The 22,594-nt window shown below is 71.9% G+C and carries 10 protein-coding genes; all 10 read right to left on the reverse strand.

The window, feature by feature from the left end; all coding sequences use genetic code 11:
• Window positions 1-15: 15 nt before the first annotated feature.
• Window positions 16-318, reverse strand: coding sequence for a hypothetical protein (locus OG617_RS33630; protein ID WP_405097137.1), 303 nt, complete (start codon window positions 316-318; stop codon window positions 16-18).
• On the reverse strand, window positions 315-15,176 hold the full coding sequence (locus OG617_RS33635; RefSeq protein WP_405097139.1) for a hypothetical protein: 14,862 nt from the start codon (window positions 15,174-15,176) through the stop codon (window positions 315-317). Before OG617_RS33635 ends, OG617_RS33630 begins: the two co-directional genes overlap by 4 nt.
• Before the next feature lie 48 nt (window positions 15,177-15,224).
• Window positions 15,225-15,566, reverse strand: a complete 342-nt coding sequence (locus OG617_RS33640; protein WP_396679522.1) for a hypothetical protein — start codon at window positions 15,564-15,566, stop codon at window positions 15,225-15,227.
• Entirely contained in the window at window positions 15,563-15,988 is a 426-nt protein-coding gene (locus tag OG617_RS33645) for a YbaB/EbfC family nucleoid-associated protein (RefSeq protein WP_405097141.1), read from the reverse strand. The genes OG617_RS33640 and OG617_RS33645 overlap by 4 nt, the downstream gene beginning before the upstream one ends.
• Window positions 15,989-16,054: 66 nt before the next feature.
• A complete protein-coding gene (locus OG617_RS33650; protein ID WP_405097143.1) occupies window positions 16,055-18,505 on the reverse strand; it encodes a hypothetical protein in 2,451 nt (816 codons plus the stop codon).
• Between the two features lie 50 nt (window positions 18,506-18,555).
• Window positions 18,556-18,933 (reverse strand): hypothetical protein, encoded by a 378-nt coding sequence (locus OG617_RS33655; RefSeq protein ID WP_405097145.1) that lies wholly within the window; start codon window positions 18,931-18,933, stop codon window positions 18,556-18,558.
• 84 nt (window positions 18,934-19,017) lie between these two features.
• Window positions 19,018-19,308, reverse strand: a complete 291-nt coding sequence (locus tag OG617_RS33660) for a WXG100 family type VII secretion target (RefSeq protein WP_405097147.1) — start codon at window positions 19,306-19,308, stop codon at window positions 19,018-19,020.
• 58 nt (window positions 19,309-19,366) lie between these two features.
• On the reverse strand, window positions 19,367-19,678 hold the full coding sequence (locus OG617_RS33665; protein WP_405097149.1) for a WXG100 family type VII secretion target: 312 nt from the start codon (window positions 19,676-19,678) through the stop codon (window positions 19,367-19,369).
• Window positions 19,679-19,789: 111 nt separating this feature from the next.
• Entirely contained in the window at window positions 19,790-21,145 is a 1,356-nt protein-coding gene (eccB, locus tag OG617_RS33670; protein WP_405097151.1) for a type VII secretion protein EccB, read from the reverse strand.
• Between the two features lies 1 nt (window position 21,146).
• Window positions 21,147-22,550 (reverse strand): type VII secretion integral membrane protein EccD, encoded by a 1,404-nt coding sequence (gene eccD / locus OG617_RS33675; RefSeq protein ID WP_405097153.1) that lies wholly within the window; start codon window positions 22,548-22,550, stop codon window positions 21,147-21,149.
• Between the last annotated feature and the right edge of the window lie 44 nt (window positions 22,551-22,594).

Genomic DNA, 22,594 nt, shown 5'->3' on the forward strand with positions numbered 1-22,594 from the left:
ATGAGATCGGCTCGTTCACCCCGGCGCTCTGGGGCTCTGCCACTCACCGGTGAAGGATGTCGTCGAAGTCCTCGTGGTGCCCCACAGGGCCAGGTTGTGCTTGCGGACTGTTCCGCCGACGCATGTGATCAGCAGCCAGTTGCCGTCCTGCACGAGCGCGGCGTCCTCGGCGTCGTAGTAGCCGTGGCTGCCCCCGGTGATGCTGACCGCGTACCCGCGCTGCTCATAGAGGTCGGCCGAGAAGCCGTGAGTGCCCAGGAAGCGCCGGCTTCTCGGTGGCCTCAGGAGCGGCGACCTCAGCCACCTGGTCCAGCTCAAGCGCCAGCGAGCGTTTGATCAGGCTGGTCGGCTGGTGCTGGTGCTGGTTCCGAGGGCGGCGTCACCTCGACGTACCAGATGTCGTCCGGCCGCGCGTTGTCGCCGACCCGGTTGGCGGCCCAGGCAGCGAGAGCCTGCATGCTGCCCTCGCCCAGCTGACCGCGGGCCGGTACGTACCACCGCAACCCTGTCTCGGGAAGCACCACGCCGACGGCGACCGCGCCTGCGGCGACGGCCACGACCCGGGTGCCCGGGGGCGGGGCGTTCGGCGGTCGTGGGGTCGGTCGCCGCGCGGCGAACCCGGAGCCGGGGTCCGCGTTCAGCAGGTCAGCCATGAGATCCGCGCGTTGCTGCGGCGTTGTTGCCGCCAACCAGGCGGCGGCCACGTCCTCGGGGCGGCTGGCGTCCAACGCCCGGCTGGGCGGGGTGCCGGTGGGCACGGGCCAGACCTCAGTACTCAGACCGTTGGCGAGTTGTCGGACGCCGGCCGCGTCCGCCGGCGGATCGGGCCGGGTCGCCCACTGGTGCGCCAGGTACCCCTGGTAGCGGTTCACGTTCTCCAGCAGCGTGGCCACGCCGTCGCCGAAGTCGTGCAGCGACTCGATCTGCGCCTCGTGCAGGACCTCCAGCCGGTCCCGCACCTCCGGCCGGCCGACGTGTACGCCCAAGTCGCCTTGGATGGGCGGCGGTAGCTGCCTGACGGCGTCGTCCGCGGTCTCCGGACGGCCGATGGCGTTCAGCCGCACCACCTCCCCACCGGGATAGGCCAGGTACGGTCGCAGCTGCGGTCTCGTGGCGTCACCGACGCGCAACTCGACCATGACGTCGAGGCTCCGGGCGAGGTCGCGCGCGAGCCGGACCCGGTCCAGGGTGAGCACGGCCGCCTCGTCCGCGGCGGCGGTGGCCGCGTCGCGCTCCGGCCGCGCCGGGTCGGCGGTCAGCACCAGGCGTGTGGGAGGCGTGCCGCCGTGCTGCGCGAGCAGTCGGCGGGCCAGCTCGGCGACGGCGGTGGACGGGGCGTAGCCAGACCGGGCGATGTCGGCCAGCGCCGCGTCCACATTCGTGGCGGGCGCGGCGGACAGGGTCGGAGGGTCCGGCAGCGACAGCGCCTGGGCGGCCTCGGTCTCTGCCGCCTGCCGGGCCTTCTCAAGAGCCGCGCTGAACACCTCGACGGCCTGGTCGTGCGTCTCGAGCGAGGTATCCCGGGCCTGCAGGTCCTCCCGGGCGTCCTGCACCTGCGCGTGCAGGTCCGGCATCTTCTGCTTGAGATCGCGGAGGGTGCTGTCGGCCCGCTCGATGTCGCCGTTCGCCTCGCCGAGCGCCGTTTGGGCATCGTCGAGTTTCTGCCGCGCCTGGTCGAGGACAGTCGGGGCGGCCGCCGGCTTCTGCTGGTCCCCGGTCCCGGCCTGCTCGACGTCCCGAACCCACTGTTCGGCGGCCTTCACGCTCTCCCGCAGCCCTGGCAGCTCATTCTCGCGTCTGGCGCGCGTCGCCTTGGCTTCGCTGAACCGGGCCTCGGCCTCGCGGAGTTCGGCCTCCGTGTCGGCGAGCCGGCCCACCACATCCCTGTGTGCCTGCTCGACGTCCCCGTGGCGCTGGCGTGCCTGGCCGAGGGCATCCTGAGCCCGCTGGAGTTCGTGGGCGGCCTGCTGCTGCCGCTGCCGCGCATCCTGCCGAACCTTGTTGTCCACACCCGGATCGGGAATCGCCGGCACCGATGCCGCCGGATGGAGCCGATCGGCGAAGTGGCGGAGAGCAGCCCCACGGGCGGGGGTCGCGCCGTCGCCGACCTGCCTGATCACCCCGGCCCACCGCTGCCGCTGGGCCGTGGAGTGGTTCCCGCGCGCGTCGCGCACCAGGTTCGTGAGGGCGACGTCGTCGACGGTCAGGCCGGCCAACATGTCGCCGGTCAGGTGCAGGATCCTCTGGTTGACGGCGGCGAGCGGGCCGGGCAGGGAGCCCGCCAGGTTCGCCAGCGCCGCCACGACGGCGGGTTCGCTCAGGTCCGGATCGGCGAGCAGGTCCGTCAGCAGTCGATCCCGCTCGGTCGGCCCGTCCTCGGCCGTGGCGGGCGCGTCGGGCTGGGCGGGGCCGAGAAGATACCGGTACGCGTCGTCGACACGACCGTAGCGGGCCAGGGTGAGCACCGCGTCCAAGGCGGCCAAGCCGGCACCGTCGGGCCGCTGCACGCGCATCCTCTGCAGTTCCCGGTGGGTACGGTCGGACAGCAGCTCACGCCGGTTGGCGTTCAGGTGGTCACGGGACCGTCCCCAGTCGGGGATCTGCCTCCAGCCATCGAGCGCGCCGAACATCGGGGGCATCGGATGGTGTGGGGCGGCGGGTGGCTGGCCCTCCGCGATCCCGGCACTGGTCTCCGCCGGCCGGGACCGCAGGGCCGCGAGCAGGTCCGCACCGTCGGAGGCGTCTCGCCAGCGCTTGGCCAGGTCGGCGGCGGTCAGCCCGGCTGCGGCCGCATCCAGCTCGGCCGCGGCACCCGCGTCGCGACGCGAGACGTCACCGATCAGACCGTCGATCTGGCGGTACTCCATCCGGGCGACAATGTCCAGTGCGCCGCGCAGCAGCGTCACATCCCTGGCCTGCTGTTCGGGCAGCTGGTCGGCGAGGCTGTCCAGGGCCTGCCTCCAGCCTTGCCCGTCGACGAGGTACGCGGCGGCCGCGACGGCCCGGAACGTCGCCACGGGGCCGATCGTCGGGTCGAGGATGTCCGCCACGGCTCGGAGCATGCCCGCGTCGCGGGAGGCGGCCTGCTGGGCGGCGGTCGGGGCCGCGTGCGAGGCTGCCTCGGCGAGATTGGCCAGCGCGCGCAGGGCGAGTGGGGACGGCGGCGACCCGCTCACCGCCGCGACGAGGACGTCATGCTGGTTCCCCGGATCGCCCTCCTGGAGGTACCGGTAGGCCGCCTCCGGCCGGCCGGTGCGGATCGCGTCGAGCAGCACATGGTGCAGGTTCAGCACCGGGGCGTCGGGGCCGGACCGCGCCGGCTGGCCCTGGGACGGTGCCGGCTGGGCCCGCGCCAGAGCCTGCGCCAGATTCGACGCGGTCTCGTCGGCGCGCAGGACGTCCATATTGCCGATGGCGAACTGACGCGACGCCGCCCAGGCGCCGTCGTGCAGCAGCCAACTCGTCAGCACGTCGGGCTCGACGAGGGTGACGGCCCCCGCTCCGGCAAGTTCGCTGCGGAACTGGTCGGCGGGCAGGGACGCCTCCGGCGTCCCGGGGGACAAGGGATCGTGCAGCCGGTAGCTGCCGTCGATGTCGAGCCGCGCCGCGACAGCGCCCTGCTCACGGGCGATCCAGATGCTGGTCCCGGGTCGCAGTGCGGTGGGCACCCGGGGCAGCGGCCCCACGGTGGTCCAGCCGGGCGGCAGGCCCGCGGCCAGGAGTCTCCGCGCCCGGCCGGCCCGGCCGTCGGCCGTATCGCTGTCGTGCCGCGCGGCGCGCGGGGCCGTACCCGCCCCGTCGGGCAGGCTCTGGGCGAGCCACTGGCGGGCGCTGTCGTCAGCCCTGTCGCGCGCCTGGCGGATCCGCTCCTCCAGCTCGGGGGGCAGCACCGCAGCCGCCTCCGGCTGCAGCGGCGTGCGCGCCAGCAGTTCCTCGTAGATCAGCACCCGCTGCGCCATGTCGATCGTGGCCGCGTCGGCACGCCGTACCAGCTCGGGGTCGAGCCCCTGGACCACCTGATCAGGGGGCACCGGGGTGGCGGACCCTTCATCCTGCCGCAGCTCCACCACCCGCCCCAGCGGGTCGATCCGATAGCGGTTGACCGTGGAGCCGTCGGTGACCTCCAGGTCGAGGTGGGTGTTCAGCTCGAACGCCACGCCCCGGGCCACGGTGACCGGGTCCTGGCCGAGCATCTCCAACTCCTCGTTCGGCCCGGGCGGCGCCGAGCCGGGCGGGTACACCCGGGCGACCTGGTCGAGGATCACGGTGGCTGCGGCCTCTTCCGCCCGCACTTCTGCGGCGGACCGCCGGGAACCCGCTGCGGGCAGTTGGTCTCGCAGGGCGACCAACCCGTCGAATTCGGCGGCGGCCCGCTGCGCGTCGGACAGTGTCCTGAGGTGGCCGATCGCCCAGTCCAGCACGGTCGCGAGGCTTTGCCGGGCCTGTTCGGCGGTGCTGGCGGTGAGCCGGATCGGGTCGACCGCCTGATGGTGGTTGCCCAGCTCGTGGCGGATGAGCAGGGCCGTGTGCGCGGCCGCCTGGCCGGCGTCGAAGTCGCCGGCCTGGATCGTCTGGCCGGCTACCGGGGCCTTGGCCATCTCCGCGGGCGTGGTCCGGACCAGTAGCCCCTCCAGACCGAACGATTGGGCGTTCGGCCTTGGCGCGGGCCAGGCGGACGGCGGTTCGCCGTCCCACTGATCCGAGGCCGTCAGCCGGCGCTGAACCTCGTGGACCTCGTCGGCGAACATCTCCACGTACGCGTCACCGGGGACCCAGCCGGTGCTGGCGGCGCTGGCGCCGAACTGTTCCGGTGCCATCGAGGCCAGCCCCCGGTCCGGAAGAAACGCGCTGTGACGGTGCGGAACCCCGCCGAGCCTGAACCGGCCGCGCACCCGGACCAGGTAGACCGGGCCCTGCATCTTCAGGTGGTTCTCGCCGCGCCTGCTGTCCTCGTAGCCGGCGCCGAGGTTCATCGGCGCGGACCGGTTGCCGCCGGTGGTGAACTTGACCTTGGCGGTCCGGTCCCCCTGCGGGCCGGTGCTGGGGTCGGCGATCTTACGGCCGGCCGACAACTCCGCATCGATGTTGGGCCGCCAGCGGTCGCGCGACTGGATGGCGGCCGTGGTGACCTGGAACTTCGCGTACCGCCCGGTGCCGGTGCTGTTGAAGATCTTGCTGATGATCTCCAGGGAGTGCAGCGACGCGTACAGCCGCATGGCGACCCGGCTGTTCGACCTGCCGGCGGTGAAGAGGTGGGAACCGAGCAGGTATCCACCCTCGGGCAACGCGTTCGGCAGGTGGCTGTCGACGTTGATCCGGGACAGCAACCCGGACAGGGCCATGCTGCCCCGGTAGGCCGGGTCGTTGGCGTTCGCGTTGAGCAGGCGGGCCATGAGCGCGCGGGCGGCCGGGAAGAGGTCGTCGGCCAGCACCCCGCTGACGTAGACGTCACTGGGCAGGGGCGGCAAGGCACGCAGGTCCAGCGTCGTCGAGCGGGGCGCCGCGACGGCCTCCGCCAGCCCTTTCGGCACCTGGAAATCAATCTGTGCCTGGTACTCGGTCCGCGACTGGATCGGGACGGACTCTCCGGTGAACTGGGCGCTCAGCGTGTCCCACCCGGCGACAAGGAGGTTGTTGATGGGCCGGCCATCCATCTTCAGCCGCCTGGCCTCGACCGTGATCGAGGCGTCGGTGGTCGCGCGGTAGTGGCCGCTCCAGTCGTAGATGGCCTGGTAGTCGGTGCTCTGCGTGGCGCCCTTGACGCCGCGCGATCGCTGCGGGGCGAACGAGAGCGAGGCGTGGCCCGGGACCGGCTTGCCGTCGCCCGTGTACCCGACGTCGGCCAACACGGCGCTCAGACCCAGGGACCTGCCGAGGATGGTCGCGAAGGCTCTGATGGCCATCTTGTAGTTCTCGATGCCGTACTCGGCCACCCAGTCGGTGTAGCGCGGCCGACCTGTCAGGGTGGCCGACAGCTTCACCCTGACGATCTCGGCGGTGAGGGCGTCCCGGCGGCGGACCAGGTAGAACGTCACGCCGTTGTGCCGGTGCAGCATGTCGTTCACGAGGGCGTTGGCGCGCTGCCCCGCCATGGTGGCCTGGAGCGTGTCGGCGCCACCCGGCAGGATTCCGATGGCCTTCCGGTCGGATGAGAGCATCAGGATGCCCTGGTCGGCCCCCTCCTCGGGCCAGTTCCGGTGGCTGGGACTGAGCATTCCCGGAGCGGCCGCGTCGACCTGTGTGCGGACCGCGTCGAGCAGCGTCGTGGTCGATCTCGGCTGGCCGTCCACCGCGGCCGCGTCGGTGAACAGGGTCATCTCGTCGATGCCCACATGACCCAGGGTCCGGTCTCCGGTGCGGGTCATGTACGGGGGCAGTGTCAACTTGGCGAACGGGTTGACGTCAGCGGCCAGGCTGAACCCGAAGTCCGTCGTGAACCGCGCCCGGCGCTGCGCGTCGAGCACGGCGCCCCGCTGTTCCGGGTCGGCGTGCCGGGTGACGAGCGCCTGCGCCCACCTCTGGATCCTGTGCAGGGCCAGATGGGTTTCGAGGTCGAGGGGATCGGAGGCGACACGACCGGTCGCGTCCTGCCGCCACCGGCTCAGCAGCCCGGCCACCGTGTTGCCGCTGAGCACCAACTCCCCGCGGGACCACCGACCCATCGCATCCGTCAGCTGGACGTCGCTGATCGGCAGTCGGTCTGCTGCGTGCTGCGCCAGCGCCTCGGGTTCGGGCAGCAGAAAGATCATCGTGCGCCCGGCGACCCGGTCGGCAGCCGGCACCTGAGACCGCTCCCAGACGAACCCCAGCTCCTTCTTGCGCCCGCTGCGAATGCCGTAGTCGACCTGCGCCTCGAAGGCGTACGCGCGACCGAAGGCCAGCTTGATCATCTCCAGGCCACCTGCGCGCTTGGTCTCCGCGCTGGCGTTCCAGCCCGCCCTCACGGACGCCGACTCGCCGTAGCTGACGCTCCATTTGCCGAACTTCTGACTCAAGCTGATACCGGGCAGCTTGCCGGAGAACGAGAACGACCAGTTGGCGGCGTTCACGATCTCCGCCTGGTACAGCTCGATCAAACCGGTGACGTACTTGTCCACGGTCGCCCCGACGAACCGCGTGTCGTGGATGCGGTCCACATTGATCGACAAGGCCGCTCTGGTTTGCGTGAGGAGGCCGGAATCGAAGAGGCTGTCGGTGCTGTATTCGCCGCGCAGCGCCTCCTTGAAGTGTGACTGGACGGCGATCAGGTTGGTCAGGCTCGCCAGCGGCTCGGCCATCGTCTGGCCGACCCCGGCCAGGCCGGGGAACTGGTGCTGGGCCGCGGTGTGCAGCCCGCTGGCGTCGAGGAAGTACAGCACACTCTGGTTGAGCACGGCCGCGTCCGTATCGTTGGGATCGACCTGGCTGAACGTGGACGGGTCGCTGTTGAGGCTCAGCAGCACGGCGCGCACGTCGCCGGTTATCGGGTCCGACCGGATCACCCGGACGGCAGGGGCGGAGTCGCCGGCGGCAATGAGGGAGCGGGCGGCGCTGGCGAGGGCGCCGGTGACGGTGTCGGCGCCGCTGTAGCTGACGTCGTAGCTGAATTTGTACGGCAGCTTGAACAAACTCACCCGGCCCGGGTACTCCAACAGCTCGGGACGGTTCACGATGCGGCTGACCCGTTCGGAGGCGCCGATGTTGCGGCTCGCCGAGATGCCGGTGATGTCGATCGCACGGACCGTCTTCACCGGCGGTGGCGTGTTGGTCTTGAGACCGAACTCCGCCGAAATTCCCTGGTTACCGTTCGCGCCCTGACCGGCGACGCCGATGCCCATGCTCAGGTTGACCACGTGGTACTCGTCGGTCATCCGGTCGTAGTACGGCGAATTGCCATCCGGATCGGTCTCGGGCGTGCCCTCGGAGGAGTCCGGGACATCCAGCTCCGCCCGGACGGTCACCTTCGCGGTCCACATCTTCCCGTTCAGCCAGGTGTGCAGGGTGAAAGTCATCCCGCCCTGGGTGAGGGTGTCGAAATGCGACTCCAGTCCCTCGTTGGAGACCATCTTGCGGAGCAGGTCGAAATTGTCGACCTCGGCGGTACGGTCGTGGCCGGTGACGACCAGTACGTTCTGGCGCGCTCGCTCGCTGAGCAGGGGCTGCCGCTCGCTGTCGGCCGGGGACGGCGGATCCTCCTCCGCCAGGCGCGACCACGGCCGGTTCCCGTCCGGCACCAGGAACCCGTTCTCGGTCAGCTCCCCCTGCAGGTCCGCCCTGAGTCGGGCCACCACCCCCCGGTCCACGTCGACCAGGCTCTGTCCCAGGCCGCGCCCCTCCAGCACGTGCCGTGGCACCAGGTTGCCGCCGGGGTCCTCCGGATGCCGCCCGATGTTGCGCAGGCGATCCCGCCACTCCTGGTACGGCACCATCTCGGGCTGGGCGGAGGCGGCCGGCGCGGCCGTGGTGTCGGTGGCCGGGCGGAAGGCGTCGGCGTCGGTTTCGTACCCGTGGTCGAACGCGTCCGGCTCGGGCAGCCGCACCACGGCCGATCCGTCGACCGGGGGGGTGCTCTGCGGTCCCACCAGCGGCCTGAGCGAGGTCGCCACGTCCGCGGCCAGCGTGAACTGGACCTCATGGCCGCCGGTCATGCCGGTGTATCGGGACACCATCACGTTCAGGGACGGCTGGGCGAAGCCGCCGCCGTCATTGCTGGTCACGCTCGCTGCCAGCCGACCGCTCAGGCCGATCGCGGCCTTCTCCTTGTACGTCTCCGGCTTCGTCAGGTCGCCCAGCGGCAGGCTGCCGCTGGCGCCGAAGCTCAGCCCGGTGGACTGCTGGAGGGTGAACTCCCCGCCGTGGCCCACGATCGCGGTACGGACCTTCTCGATGTGCGCCTTGTCGGTCGTGGAGCCCACTCGCGCGGACCCGCCGCGGTCGGCGTACACCTGGATGATGGCCGCCGCCGCCCCGGCGTGATGGAGGGTGAACCGGTAGCCCAGGGTGTCCACGGGTTGCTGCCGGGGGTCGGTCCCGGGCCTGTTGTTCATCGCCTCGTCGAGATGGGAGTCGAGGTTCCACAGCTTCCGGTGGAGTTCCCGACGCATCGGATCGCCGACGGACCGCACGCCGGTGAACCCGTCCGCTTCCAGCCGCCGCAGAATGTGATCGTAGAGCTGCGCCAGTCCGGTCATGTTGCTGGCGGAGAAAGTTGCCGGCAGTTTGGTCCCGTTGGCCGACAGGTCCTCCGGCAGGGCTGCGGTCACCTGCGTGCCGGGCGCGGTCAGCAGACTCTCGGGGACTGCGACGACCAACCGGGCGGGCTCCTGTCCTGTCGTCGACACCGGCAGGTCCACCGCCTCCCAGTCCCACCCGTCCGCGCGTGCCTCCACCGACCACCCGGGAAGGTACGAGTAGAGCGTCGAGTCCTCGCGGTTGTCGACCACCCGGCCCTTCTCCGCGTCGATGATGTGCGTGGTCTTCTGGTCGGACCGGTTGATGGTCGCGGTGCCCTTGAGCCCGAACTGCGCAGCCGGGCTAAGCGGCACGTCGAAGGTCCCGTCGAGGCGCAGGCGGGTGGCACGCATCGTGCTGCCCTCCGTCTGGCTGCGCGCGCCGACCTGGAAGTTGCCCTGGGTGAACTGGTTGGCGTGGAAGCGGCCATCGTCCGTGGTGGCGTGCCCCTCGGTGTCGTCCACCGACGATCCTGGTGCGACGGTGTCGTGCGAACCCGCGGGATTGGACACCAACTGCGGGTCCTCCGGGTTCAGGTGGATCCGCACCTCCATGCCACCCAGCGCGAACAGGTAGCCGTCCCGGCCGACCATGAACTGGTAGTTCTCGAACAGGTTCTCCCGGATCAGCTCCCACTCGTGCGGTGGCACCTCGATCCCCCGGCGCTCCGCCTCGGCCCGCAGCGCCGCCTCGATCCGCGCGACGTCCGGCAGGTCGGCCTTGAGCCCGGCGAGAGGAAGGGTCCGCGGGTCGGGGAACGCCATCGGCACCGGTTCGGCGGGCACGGCGGGCACGGCCGGGGTGTCCCGACCGACGCTCTCCGGGTTGCCGTACACCCGCACGTGCTGGTCGGCGACGGGCACGCCCGACAGCACCTCCGCGAGCGCGGCGGCGACCTCACGCGGGACGGGCCCACCACCGGACTGGACCACGACCGCGACCTTGCTCGGCGGCGTCGCCAGGGCGCCCGCCGGCAGCGTCCCGGGGTTCGTGCCGGTCTCGGCGAACAGGATCACCCCGTCGCGCGGCTCGACCGTCCAGCCACGGCCCACTGCGAGAGCGCCGGTGGAGGTCGGCGGGAGGCCCAGCGATGAGAGCTGCGGGTACGAAGCCGCACCGGGCGGTACCCGGTAGGTGTGCGCGGCGGCCGGGAACGTCTGCCGGCCCCGGGCGTCGACCGGGATCAGCCCGGCTACGCCGGCCGGCGGCCGACCCAGCGCGGAAGCCGGCAGCACCAGCTCTCCGGTTCCGCCGAGCCATTGCCGCAACCGGTCGGCCAAGGCGTCCGCGCTGACACCGGTCGGAACGTGTGCGGGCGCCAGGAACACCTGCAGTGTCTCGGCGCGCTCCGGCCCGAGCGCCTGCCGCACCGCCTCGACCACGGCGGCCGGATCGGCGACCGAATCGTCCAGGACCAGTCGCGGCCGGCCCACATCGGTCAGATCGGACCAGTGCACCGCCGCCGCGCCGGCCGCCGGCCGTGGCCCGGTATGAGCCAGCACCCCGCCCGGAACGGCGGACAACCGGACCCCGCCGGGCAGACCGTGCACGGTGATCAGGTCGATCGCGCGCCGGTCCAGCCCGATGCCCGAGGTGACGAGGCGGGACACCGCACCCGCCGGCATCGCCCCGAAGATCCGGCCCACCTGATCGCGTACGCCGGCGGGCAGCTCGGCTCCGCGCCACCCCAGGAACACGGACGGCTCCTGCCGGACGCCACTGTCGCCCGGCAGCAGACCACCGCCGGGCAGCGCATTCCGGGCAGCCTCCAGCGTGGTCTCGGGGCCGATCCACAGGTGGCTGTCCCCCTCCCAGGCTACCCAGCCGTCACCCAACTCGTAGACGCCCGGGGACTGCTCGGGCAGCCCGTACGGCCTGGGCCGCACCGGCGGGACGGCAGCGGCGTCCGACAGGAACAGATAGCGGTCGGGGCGCCCGCCGAAGAAGGTCACCGCACCGTCGGCGTCCAGCGGGATGATCCGTGGGTGGGGCCTCGGCAGGTCCGACAGCGACGCCCGGGGGACCGAGAACACGGCGGAGTGCTTCTCCCCCAGCGCCTGCCCGGTGAACTCCAGTGCGCGGGCCACGCTGACCTGCCGTCCCTCCGGCCAGTGCAGGACGGCCGTGGTGGCATCCTCCGCGCGCAGGCCGGCCAGCGCCGCGTCGAGCGTGGCCGGGTCGAGCACCGACGGGTCCAGCAGGATGGCCGGGCCGGACCCGGTCGGGGCCGGCACCCGGGAGCTGATCGAGTCGGGCGTGGTTCCGCTGTCGTGCAGCAGGGTCGCGCCGACCGCCCGCTGCAGCCGCAGGTCCGCCGGCAGCCCGGTGGCCATGGCGACCAGCCGCGCGTCGGCGGCCGGCGGCGGCGCGGCGGATGGCGGGGTGAGCTCCGGCGGTTGGCTCGTCACCGCGGGCAGGGCGGCGTTGAAGTGGTAGCGGTTGTAGACGCCCGGGCTTTCCGGGTCGAGCGCCACGCGGTAGAGCGTGACCGGTCTGCCGGCGGCCGGGCCGTGCCCCTCACCGGTCACCGGTCGCACCTCCGCCGCGCCGGTCTGCGAGGACGGGACGTTCTGCAGGATGGTGAACCGGCTACCGGTCGCGTGTGCCAGCAGGGGGGCCAGGAACCCCCCGGCCGGAGCGTTCCAGTTGGCCGACCAGTCGTCCACGGCCGAGCCCACCTGGAAGAGTTCGTCGGGGTCGAGCGGGCGATCGGAGTCGAGCAGCGCGGTGGTCAGGAGGGCACGGGCGTCCTCCAGGCCCAACTCGCCCACCGGAAGCCCCCGGCCGCTCACGCCCTGGCCCAGTTCCCGGAGCCGCCCCAGCAGCTGCTCGCGGCTGTAGCCCGCCACGTCCTGTTCGACCTGCTCGCGGAGGTTGAACCGTTGGCCGGTCACCTCTGTCGGGAGCTGACCGGCGTTGGTGTCGAGGTAGTGGCGGACATGGGCCTGCAGCAGCCGGGTCACCCGCCCGAACCGGGATGTCGGGGGTACGCCCGAACCGACCAGCCCGATCACGGTGGCACGCACCCGGGCCGGGTCGGACAGGAACACCCGCAGGTCCGGGTCGAGGCGCGGGCCCAGCACGTCGCGGACCAGGACCGGATCGGTGGCGATGAGTGCGTACAGCAGGGAGGATCCGCCGCCCGGCACCGTGAACATCGGCTCCGGGCCGCTCTCCGACACCGCCTCCTGGCCGGACATCCCCGGCGGGGTGTCCACGCCGCTGTCCCAGAACGCGATCACGCTGCTCGGGCCCTGCGCGGCGCTGGCGGCGCCGGCCGGGCGGTGGGCCGGGCCGTGGCTGCCGGCCACACCGGCGTAGTGCGGGGCCAACGTCTCCATGATCTGCCGCAGGTCGGCCTCGGTGACCAGCAGCTCCGCGTCCGCGTGGTGGTGGCCCATCAGCGACGGATCGACGTCCGCCACCGCAGGGCCGCCCCGGCGGGATCGCGGGGCGCGATGGTCGAGGGCGCCGAGGAAGTGCAGGACCTCGTGCGCGTACGACGCCGGCGGCTGCCCCTGCGCCCAGTGCACCTGGTCGGTGCGGCTCTCCGGCGCCCCGACCACGACCGTGGCGAACGCCTGCCCGGGATCGTCGACGAACCGCACGTCGACCCGCATCGGCAGGTCCACCGACGGCAGCCGGTTCCCCGGATCGTTCACGAGCCGCCGCACGCCATCGAGGGTGGCCTGCTTGACCGCGTCGAGGGTGGCGTCCGGCTGGCCGGTCAGGTGCAGCCGGACCTCGAACACCCATTCGCCGGGCCCCGGCGTCAGCGCGTACCGCACCGCGACCCGCTCGCCGCCATCGGGCGGGCGGGTCACGGTGGAGCCGCCGACGTCGAACGCCTCGCCGGTCGGCCGCCACCGCTCGGTGTCGATCTCGATCGTGCCCGCAGCACCGGCGGGACCCGGGTGCGACGCCGTACCGGCGTCCGGGGCGAAGGTGGCGCGGTACCCGTCCAGCCACTCCCGCTGGAACGCCTCGGCGAGCCTCCCGCCGCCGACCGGGTCGGCGTCGTGGCGCTCAGCCAACGCGGTGAACTGGGTACGCGCGGCCTCGGCCGCCTGGACCGCGTGCTGCTCGAACGTCACCGGGCCGAACGGAGTCCCCGTGGCCCCTGCCGCGGGAGCGTGGGGAACGGAGTCGACCCGGGCCGGCAGGCCGCCGGGCGTGTGGGTGACCGAGGCGACCCGGGCCGGCAGGTCGCCGGTCGCCTGCTGGACCACGTTCACCACCGTCGGCACGTGTGGGGCGACCGGACCGCCCGGGGTCAGCAGCGGGGCCGTACCCAGGATCGCGTCGAGGCCGCGATCGATCTGGAGCCGTACCTGTTGGGCCACCGCCTCCCGCACGGCAGGCGGTAAGGGTGTGGCGGCGTCGAAGTACCTGTCCATCTGGTACTGCGCGGCGAGCTGCCCCGCCGACCGCAGTGCCTGCCGGTCGAACTCCGCCGGCAGGGCGGCCATGATCTGCTGCGGGGACGCGCCCCAGCGGGCCACCGCCTCCGTCATCCGCTCCACTGCCAGGTTGCGGACACCGGCCAGGTACTGCTCGGTGAGCAGGCTCCGGGGCAGGCCGAGGTCGGTCAGCAGCGTGGCGACGGCCGGGGCGTCGAGCCGGGAGTCGACCCACCGGGCGAACATGCGCTCGACCGGCACCGGGAGCGCCGCGATGGCCTGCGCCGCCTGCGCGAACTGCGCCGTCAGGATGCCGTACCGGTCGACGAGGTCCTGCTGGAACCGCTGCCACCCGTCGACGCGGGGGTCGGTGGCGGCGACCCAGCTCGGCACCGGCACGAGCGGCACCGGATCCAGCGTGGTCGTTGCAGGACCCATTGTGATCGGCACCGGACCGGGTCCCTCGGCCCCCGATGGCAGGGGCGATCTGCGGGACAGGTGGGCCGTTGGATCCGAAGCCGTCGACCGCGCGGGCGTGCTCAGATCCACCGGCAGCACCGGCTGGCCCGTCGAGGAGAAGGCGGTGCCGCCGGGCAGCCGCAGCCGGGGCAGGGTCGGCGTGAACCCGAGACCCTGGGCACCCCGACGCCCGCCCTTGCCGAGCCCGGTCGCGGCCATTCCGGTGCCGGACTCGACCGCCCCGGAGACGGCGTCGCCTCCGGCGTTGCGGGTGTCGAACTTGTGGTCGACCATGAGGCTGGCGCCAATGCCGCCACCCACCTCAAGGCTGATCTCGAAGGCGGGCCGCGTCGTCAGCCCGACGATCGGCGCATTCCACGATTTCTTGACGCCCAGCCTCGACAGTCCGTCGCCGAACGCACCAGTCCCCCTGGCGAACAGCGGCATGGCGGCCGTGCTCAGGGCGGCCACCGACAGCCCGTACAGGGCCTGCTTGCCGATCACCGCCCAGTCGAGACCGGACCGGAGACCATCGGCCATCTGCGAGAGCTGGGCCAGCAGCGCGGAGCCAGGCATGAACAGCATCTGCATCGCCGTGCTGCGCGCCGCGATCCGCACCAGCGAGGAACGCAGCACCGTCTGGATGATCGACCGCGTCGTCACCACCCGCGCCGCCGCTGACGCCGGGGAGAAGAACGCCTCGACGGCGGCGATCGCGAGCTCCGCCATCATGAAGCTGAACATGATCACGGTCTGGCGTTTGAGGTAGTCCATCTCGACCGCGTAACCGCGCATCGCCTCGGCGGTCTGGTCCTGGATGCTGGCCACCTGGAGCAGGATGGCCGGGCTCGTCACCACGAACGGCGCGGTCTGGGCGACGAACCGGGCGGCGGTGTTCCCGTCCACCGAGGCGCCGACCGCCCGGATCGTCTGGACCAGATTCGGCCCCAACAGGTCGCGGACCCGATCCGCCAGCGAACTCAGGGTAACCGCGTCGCGCAGCAACATCCCCACGTTCGCGCGGGGCAGCCGGCTACCGGTGAACACCTCGAGGGCACGTATCGTCCCTTCGTCGACCTCGACGATGGGACCGCTGGCGGCGATCATCGTGGCACGTACCCTCTCTCCCGGACGCCGGGGAAGCTCCGACGGACCTCAGCCGTGCCGGCCGCCGCCCCACCCGCCGGCGACCTCGGTGTTGCTGGCCTCGGTGTTCTCGCCGATGCGCCGCACCATGTCCAGCTTTTCGCCCTGCAGACCCACCGACTCGCCGAGCTGTGCGTAGGCCGGGAACACGTACTCGGCCAGCATCTTGCGCACGGCCGCGCGGGCCTCCATCGTGAATTCGTCGTCGCCGGGCGCGCCGTCGGCCCACCGGCACATCGCGATGTCCGCCAGCGGTCCGAGGAAGCGCCCCAGCTCCCCCTGAAAATCGGCCAGCAGCGGCACCCGCTGGGCGAGGGCGTCCCCGGAGAACTCGATCGACGACGCGCTCATGCGGTCCTGCCTCCACCCTGCCGCCCGTGGCCCGCTGCGCTGACCATGCCCACGATGCCTTCGACCAGCTCGTCGACCGAGGAAGCCCGGCGCGCGGTGTCGTGCAGTCGGGGCAGGTCATCGGTGAGCGCGGCGGCGCCGGCCATCAGCTTGCGCAGGGCGTCGTCGCGCGCCTTCTCCGTGGTCTTCACGATCAGGTCCGCCAGCTCGGCCGGGGCGAGCTGCCGATACGCGTCGCCATGGAAGGTGAGCTGCCGAAGCTCACCCTGCCCGCCCACCGTCACCGACAGCAGCCGCTCCTTGTCCCGGACGGTGGTCTTCGCCTCCCGCACCTGCTGGCGTACGCGATCGGACGCGGCCTGCACCTGCTCCAGCGCCGACCTCATCTCGGCCAGCAGCTCCTCATCCCCCAGTGATCCCATCGGGCACCTCCTCTGTAAGCCTCACGCCCCGGCCGGGGCGCCGGGTTCACCCGGCGCCCCGGCCGATCACCGTCCCCGGTACGGGCGGCGCTCGTCCTGCGTGGAGGTCCGCTCGTCGCCGGTCGTCGGGTACTCGTCATCCTCGACCCGGCCCTTTCTTCCCCGCCGGCCGATCACCGCGGGCGCGCACTCCGGGTCGGTCCCCCAGACCTTCTCGTCCTCCTTGAGCCAGGTGTTGCGCTGACGCTCCCGGTCCTGGTTGCCCCCCATGCCGGGGCCACCCATCATTCCCGGCATGAAGGGCATGCCACCGCCGCCCGCCTGCGAGGCGGCGTTCGATCCGCCGGGCAGGCCGGTGTTCCCGACCGCGCCCGGACCGCCACCCACCCCCGTCCCGACGCCGGCCGTCCCAGCCGTGGCCCCTGCGGTCCCTGGTCCGCCGGGGGTCAGGCCCAGACCGGCCTGGCTCAGCCCGCCCGGCGTGCCGGACACACCAGCCACCGAGGACAGGCCGCCGGTGCCGACCACCAGACCGGGGATGGTCGGGTGTGCCCCCGCGCCGGGCCGGCTCACGTCGCCGATGACCATGCTCGAACCGGTCTGGCGCGGGAGCGTCGACACGTCCAGACCATCGACCTTCGTCGGGAACTTGCTGGTGTCCACCGAAGACGTCGGCCAGGTCGCCAGCTGCGGCAGGCGCCCCGCCGTGTCGGGCAGGTTGAGGTTGGCCCGCTGCGCGGCGGTCAACGGAATCTGGTCCAGCAGCCCGGCCCGCTGTAGCGCGCTGAGCTGCGCCGGGGTGAGCTGGCCCAGCGTCGGGTTCTCGCCGTCCGGGACCCCGAGACCATTGCGACGCAGGAAGTCCGCCTGCTCGGGGGTCAGCGGCACCTTGTCGAGCAGCCCCGCCGAGTCCAGCTGTCGCAGTTGCTCCGGCGTCAGCCCGCCCAACGTCTGCGGGAAAGACCCGACACCACTGCCGTTGGGGAACGGGCTGGACGCCTGGAACCCACCACCGAGGCTCGGCTGGTTCGCGAACTGGCCTCCCAACCCGAAGCTCGACCCGCCGCCGCCCGGACCGTTCGCGAACTGATCCGGCAAGCCAAAGCTCGACCCGCCACCCCCACCGCCCGGACCGTTCGCGAACGGATCCACCGACGCCAGACTTACCGCGCCGCCAGCGTTGGGGAACGTGTTGTTCATGTTCGCGAAAGGGTTACCAACGTTGGCGAACGGATTGCCGACATTCGCGAACGGATTGCCGACGTTGGCGAAAGGGTTACCAACATTGGCGAACGGATTGCCGATGTTCGCAAACGGGTTACCGATGTTCGCGAAAGGGTTGCCGATGTTCACGAACGGGTCGTACGGACCGTTGGGCAGCCCGGGCTGGTTGGGCATCGGCAGAGGCGGCACCGGAGCCGGATCCGTGATGATCAGCTGGTTGCGCGCGCCCGCGAACGCCGTCACCAGTTTCGCCGCCTCGACGAGCACGGGCGCGAAGGAATTGATCAGGTTGTCGACCCACTTCTGGCGCAGGTGCACTTCCAGCCTGTTCCACTCGCCGATGTTGAACGCGTCGAACGGTTGCCAGCCCAGCCAGCCCGGCGGGGTCCAGAGCACCGTTGGCTCGGTCACGTCGCCGTTCTCCGCGTGAACGTAACTGCTCGCGGCGTCCGAGTACTGGGTGCCGATGTCCCACGCCCTCGAAGGATCGCTCCCGGTGTTCCCGTACTGGAGGGTGCTGCCGTTGAACATGGCCGCGATGACCCGGTAAGGATGCTGCCAGGTGCCGGCCGGGGTGATCTGGGACCACGTGTTGGCGGCGGCCAGCAGGGCCTTGACGAAGGCGTTGGACGTATCGGCCATCGACTTCAGCGCGCCGTCCCACCGCTGGTTCTGGGCCTGGATGTCGCCAAGGTAACGGTTCGCGGTGAGCACACGTTGGTACCAGGCCGACTCCGCGGAACCCTTGAACTCGGGGCTCTTGATGTTCACCTGTTTGACCTGGGTCGACAGGACGTTGGAGATGCCCGTGGCCCGATTGGTCAGGGAGGTCAACACCTGCCGGGCGGCCTCCAGCGAGTTCGGGTCGAACGAGGTGCCGTTCCCGGCCACCTGGGGAATCTCGTTGCGGATCCGCTCCCAGGCGGAGCCCAGCGCGATGACCGGGTTGGCCGAGCCGTTGACCGTCGCGTTCGGATCGGTGGTGTTGCGTTCCTGCCCCTGGGCGTTGTCCCTGTTGGTCAGGCCCACCCACACCGTCACGCGGGTGATCTTCTTCGTGGCGCCGATTTCGTCGTACCACCGGTAGAAGGTGACCGCGTCCTTGTTGTACTCCGGCGCCCAGCCGCCGGTGTGGGTGAGCGTGGACTGCTGCGCGATCAGCCAGGAGCCGGCTCCTCTGATGGTGGCCGGCCGGAAGCCCTCGTTGATCGCACTCTTGCCCGCCCCAGCCTGGCCACCCCCGCTTCCGGAGGAGGTGGCCAGGCTGTGCTGCCCCGGCGCGCCGCCGAGCACGAGACCGAGGATGCTCTCCAGCACATCCTCGATCGTCTTGGTGTTGGTCATTACGAGCCCGACTTCGGCATGAAGTACTCGAACTGCTCCGAGCTGAGCGTGGTCAACTGCTCGACGGCGTCGGAGTCGGCCAGCAGGAACTTGACGCCGTACTCCAGCGCGTAGATCTCCCCACGCGCGCTCGCGAAGCGCCCGGCCAGCCCCGACCGGACGCCGTCGAGCGCGGCCACCGCCTCCACCGCCTCGGTGAAGGCCGCCCCTCCGAGCCTCATCGGGAGCGGCTTGGTCATGTCGACGTTCGACCCCGGAAGGTTGCCGTACGCGTAGACCTTGCCGTACACCGCGTCGATGCTGTCCACCTGCGTGGCGTAGGCGGTCTGCAGCGTCCTCAGGTATTCCTCGTTGATGACGATCGGATTGTTCTTCATCGCATTTCCTCCCAGCGGAAATCGCGGCCTGGTGTGCCGGTGCCGATCGGCGCATCAGGCCGCGACGCGTCCGGACGTCCGGGCCTAGCCACCGAAGACGGCTGCGCCCCTGTTATCCCCGCTGACGTAGGCGTGGATGATCTCCTGGAGGCGATCCTGGCCGACGAGCAGGGCCGCCTGCATCTCGCCCTGGCCCTGGTTCCACTGCCCCTGGGCTGCGGCGTAGGTGGTGGGCGCCTGGCCGTCGTTCGCCGCCGTGAACCGCTGTACCGAGTCCATCAGGGTGTTCAGCGAACCCTCCAGCCTGCGGGTCACCGCGACGAGCTCCTGTACGACATCCGCCGCCGCGGCGGGATTGATGCTGTAGTTGGCCATCCTCGGCCTCCTTCACGTTTCGCTATCAGATGGGCTTGGCTGGTCGGCTGGTCCGGCGTCAGGGGGTGGCCCATCCGCCGGCGTGCGAGGTGTTGGCGTCCTCGGTCGAGGACGTCAGGTTCGAATAGCTCTGCATGTTCTCGTTGAGCAGGTCGAGGCCCTGCCGGACCCGCTGGAAACCGGTCATCCACTGGTCGACGGCCTGCAGGAACCTCGGCGCGGCCGCGTCGCTCTGCCACTGCATGCCGAGCTGACCGCGCGCGCTCTCGACGGCCGCCGCGATGCTCCGGCACTCGGCCTGGGCGCTGTTGAACGCGTTGACCATGGCGGTGGTAGTCGCCTGATCAGCGACAATTCCCCCTGCTGCCATGCTGCTCTCCCTGTCTGTGCTCCGGCGATGTCGCCATCGCCGGTCGGGTGTGTCTGATGTCGTGCGGTGCCCCCGGAGGCGCCGGGGGATCGGTTCGTGGGCCCGGCGGCGTCACCCCCCTCCCGGGCGGGCCAGGGCCGGGCCGGCCGGCAGCAGGCCGACCAGCGCCGGTGGCATCACGACGGCCTGCTCGGGCGCGTATCCCAGGGTGGTGAGGTCGGCCACGGCGACCGGGTACGCGACGCCCCGCTCGTCGACGAGGGTGTTCGGCGGCGGCTGCGCCGGCCAGGCGGGGGTCTCGCCCGGGGGCCGCAGCAAAGCTCCTCCGCCCGGCGCGACCCGCACCGTCACCCGGGGCTTGAACTTGCCGCCAGCCGTGGCTCCCCCGTCGGCGGCCGACGGCGCGGTGCCGCCGGTCGTCAGCACGACCGTCGGCCCACGATCGGACCGTCCCGTGTACTCCAGGCAGACCGAGGCGCCGTCCGGGGTGGACCGTGGCCTCGGCGGCTTGGGCGGCAACGTGGTCAGCGGACGGGCCGGGGTGCGCCGGGCGGTGGCGGCCAGTTCCGCCGCGGTGATGGTGGTCTCCTCGGTGGAACCCGGGCGGGCCCTCTCCAGCATGTACTCCGTGGCGGTCAGCGGCGCCAGCCCGTCGATGGTCATCAGGTACTGGCCGACCGTGTCGTTGCCCAGGTCGACGCTGAACAGGTCACCGACCGATGTCCGCCGGCCGGCTACGGTCCGCCCGGGTTTGCCGGCGCCGGGAACGACCACCGGGCCGGCGGTGCCGGCGAGCGGGATCAAATCGATCCAGGACGGGGTGACCGGCACCGGGGCCGACAGCCCCAGCCCCAGCACGTCGGCGACCCAGGTCTGGCCGAGCAGCAGTCGCCGCCCGTCCCACAGCAGGTACGTCCGGCCGGCCGCGGTTACCGTCAGGGCCTCACCCGGATCGAGGGGCGCGGGGGACGCGGGTACGTCGATGTCCACCGCGATCCGCGCGGCGCCCTGGTCGCAGACGCGCCACACACCCCGGTTGATCTGCTTCGACGGCAGGACCTGCGGGCCGTCCGGCGTTCCCACGGGCTCGCCCCGGGAGACCTTGGCAAGCTGGGACGAGGCCACCGTGACCGGGGTGAGCCGGCCGCCGGCGAGCAGTGTGGCCGTGGCGATGTCGATCACCGGCCGCAGTTGGCCGGAGACCAGCACGTACCGCGCGCCGGTCGAGTCGTCCACGACCAGCGTGCCCGCCTGCTGCCACCGGGTCGAGCCCGACGCCCCCGGGAACAGGGCCCAGATCGCGACGACGCCCAACAGCAGGGCCCCGAGCAGCAGACCGGCGAGGGACCCGGTCCGGTCCCGCCGGGTCGGCGACTCGGAGGTCTCCGGTTCGGCCCGCACCAGCGCACCGGTCACCCGGGCCATCATGTGCCGCTGCGCATCCACCTGGTCTCGACGGGAGGCCATGTCACCCCACCTGTGCCCGGATCAACGCGATCACACCCATGATCACCACGGCCGTCGGCAGCAGCGCGGCGACCGCGGCGGTGTGCGTCCAGTCGCCCAGCCGGCCCCAGATCGGGTTGTACCGTCGACGGCTCGCCACACGTGCGGCCGTCCCGCAGACGAGCGCCAGGACGAGGCAGAAGGCGACGGCCAGCGTCGCCGTCGACGAACCCCGGCCGGCGGCCGCGGTCAGGCACCAGACCGCCATGGCGACAAGCGCCGGCCCGGCCAGCGCCAGCCGGTGCCAGGTGCTGGTCATCGCGCGGGTGACGAGGATCTGGGCGGCGGCGGCCAGCCACCCGGCCAACGGGGCGGTCCAGCCCGGTGCGGTCACCAGCCACACCATCGCGACCCCGGAGACCAGTCCCAGCGCCGTGTACAGGGCGGTCATGAACTGGTCCGCGGAGACGGCCCCGGCGAGCAAGTCCGCCGCCGGATGCGGCTCGATGTCCTTCTGCAGCTCCGCCGGTTCGACCGGCATCTCCGGCAGGGTGAACCCGGCGAGCTTGAACGTGACCGCCGGCACGGCCAGCCGCAGCACCGTGGTGACCGTGACCAGGGCCGCGGCGACCCCGGTCCAGCCCAGCCCGGCCTGCTCGCGCAGCACGACCGCAGCCGTGACGAGCAGCCACAGGCACGCCAGCCCGGCGGTGACCGGCCGCCTGCTGGTATGCGGAGCGACCAACAGGCACACCAGCAGCGCGGCGACCGTACCGGCGGTGGCCCCCGCGAAGATCAGCAGAGGCAGGTTCGACCCGGCGTCGGTGCTCGGGATCCGCTGCGAGGCCACGTCGAGGGTGACGAGCACCGTCGCGGTCACGCAGGCGCCGCCCAGGATGCCGGCCATCGCGCGGTCGGCCAGCTTGCGGGCCACGGCGTACCCGGCGGCGCAGCAGAGCACCGCCGACATCGCGAACAGCACCGTGCGACTCCCGTGGTCCCGCCACACCTGCATGGCGGCCAGACCGGCGCCCAGCCAGGCGGCGAACAGGAGCAACGCGGCCATCCGCGTTGTTCTCGGACGCCACAACCCGGACCGCTCCCGGATGCCGGCCGAGACGCCGTCGATGAGGTCGTCGTAGGCCAACGGTGGGATCTGGTCCGTGCGGGGACGCATGTAGACCATCTCCCCGTCGAGCAGCTCCAGGTCGGCGACGGTGCGTGACTCGTCCAGCGCCGGCCCGCCGAGCCGACGCGCGATCCAGCCGCTGTGCTCGAGCCCTCGGTCGGCGAGGTCGGGGCCGAGTGCGCTCAGCAGGGCCGGCATCATGTCGGCCAGCGGGATGTGGGTGGGTAGGCTCACGTCGACCTGGCTGGTCGGTCCCACGACCAGCAGCCGACAGAGTTCCCCACGATCCTGGCTCATATCTCTAGCACGCCTGGTTTTCGTCCGGAGTTCACCGTCGCGAC

Source organism: Micromonospora sp. NBC_01412 (assembly GCF_045040215.1).
Lineage (GTDB): Bacteria > Actinomycetota > Actinomycetes > Mycobacteriales > Micromonosporaceae > Micromonospora > Micromonospora rubida.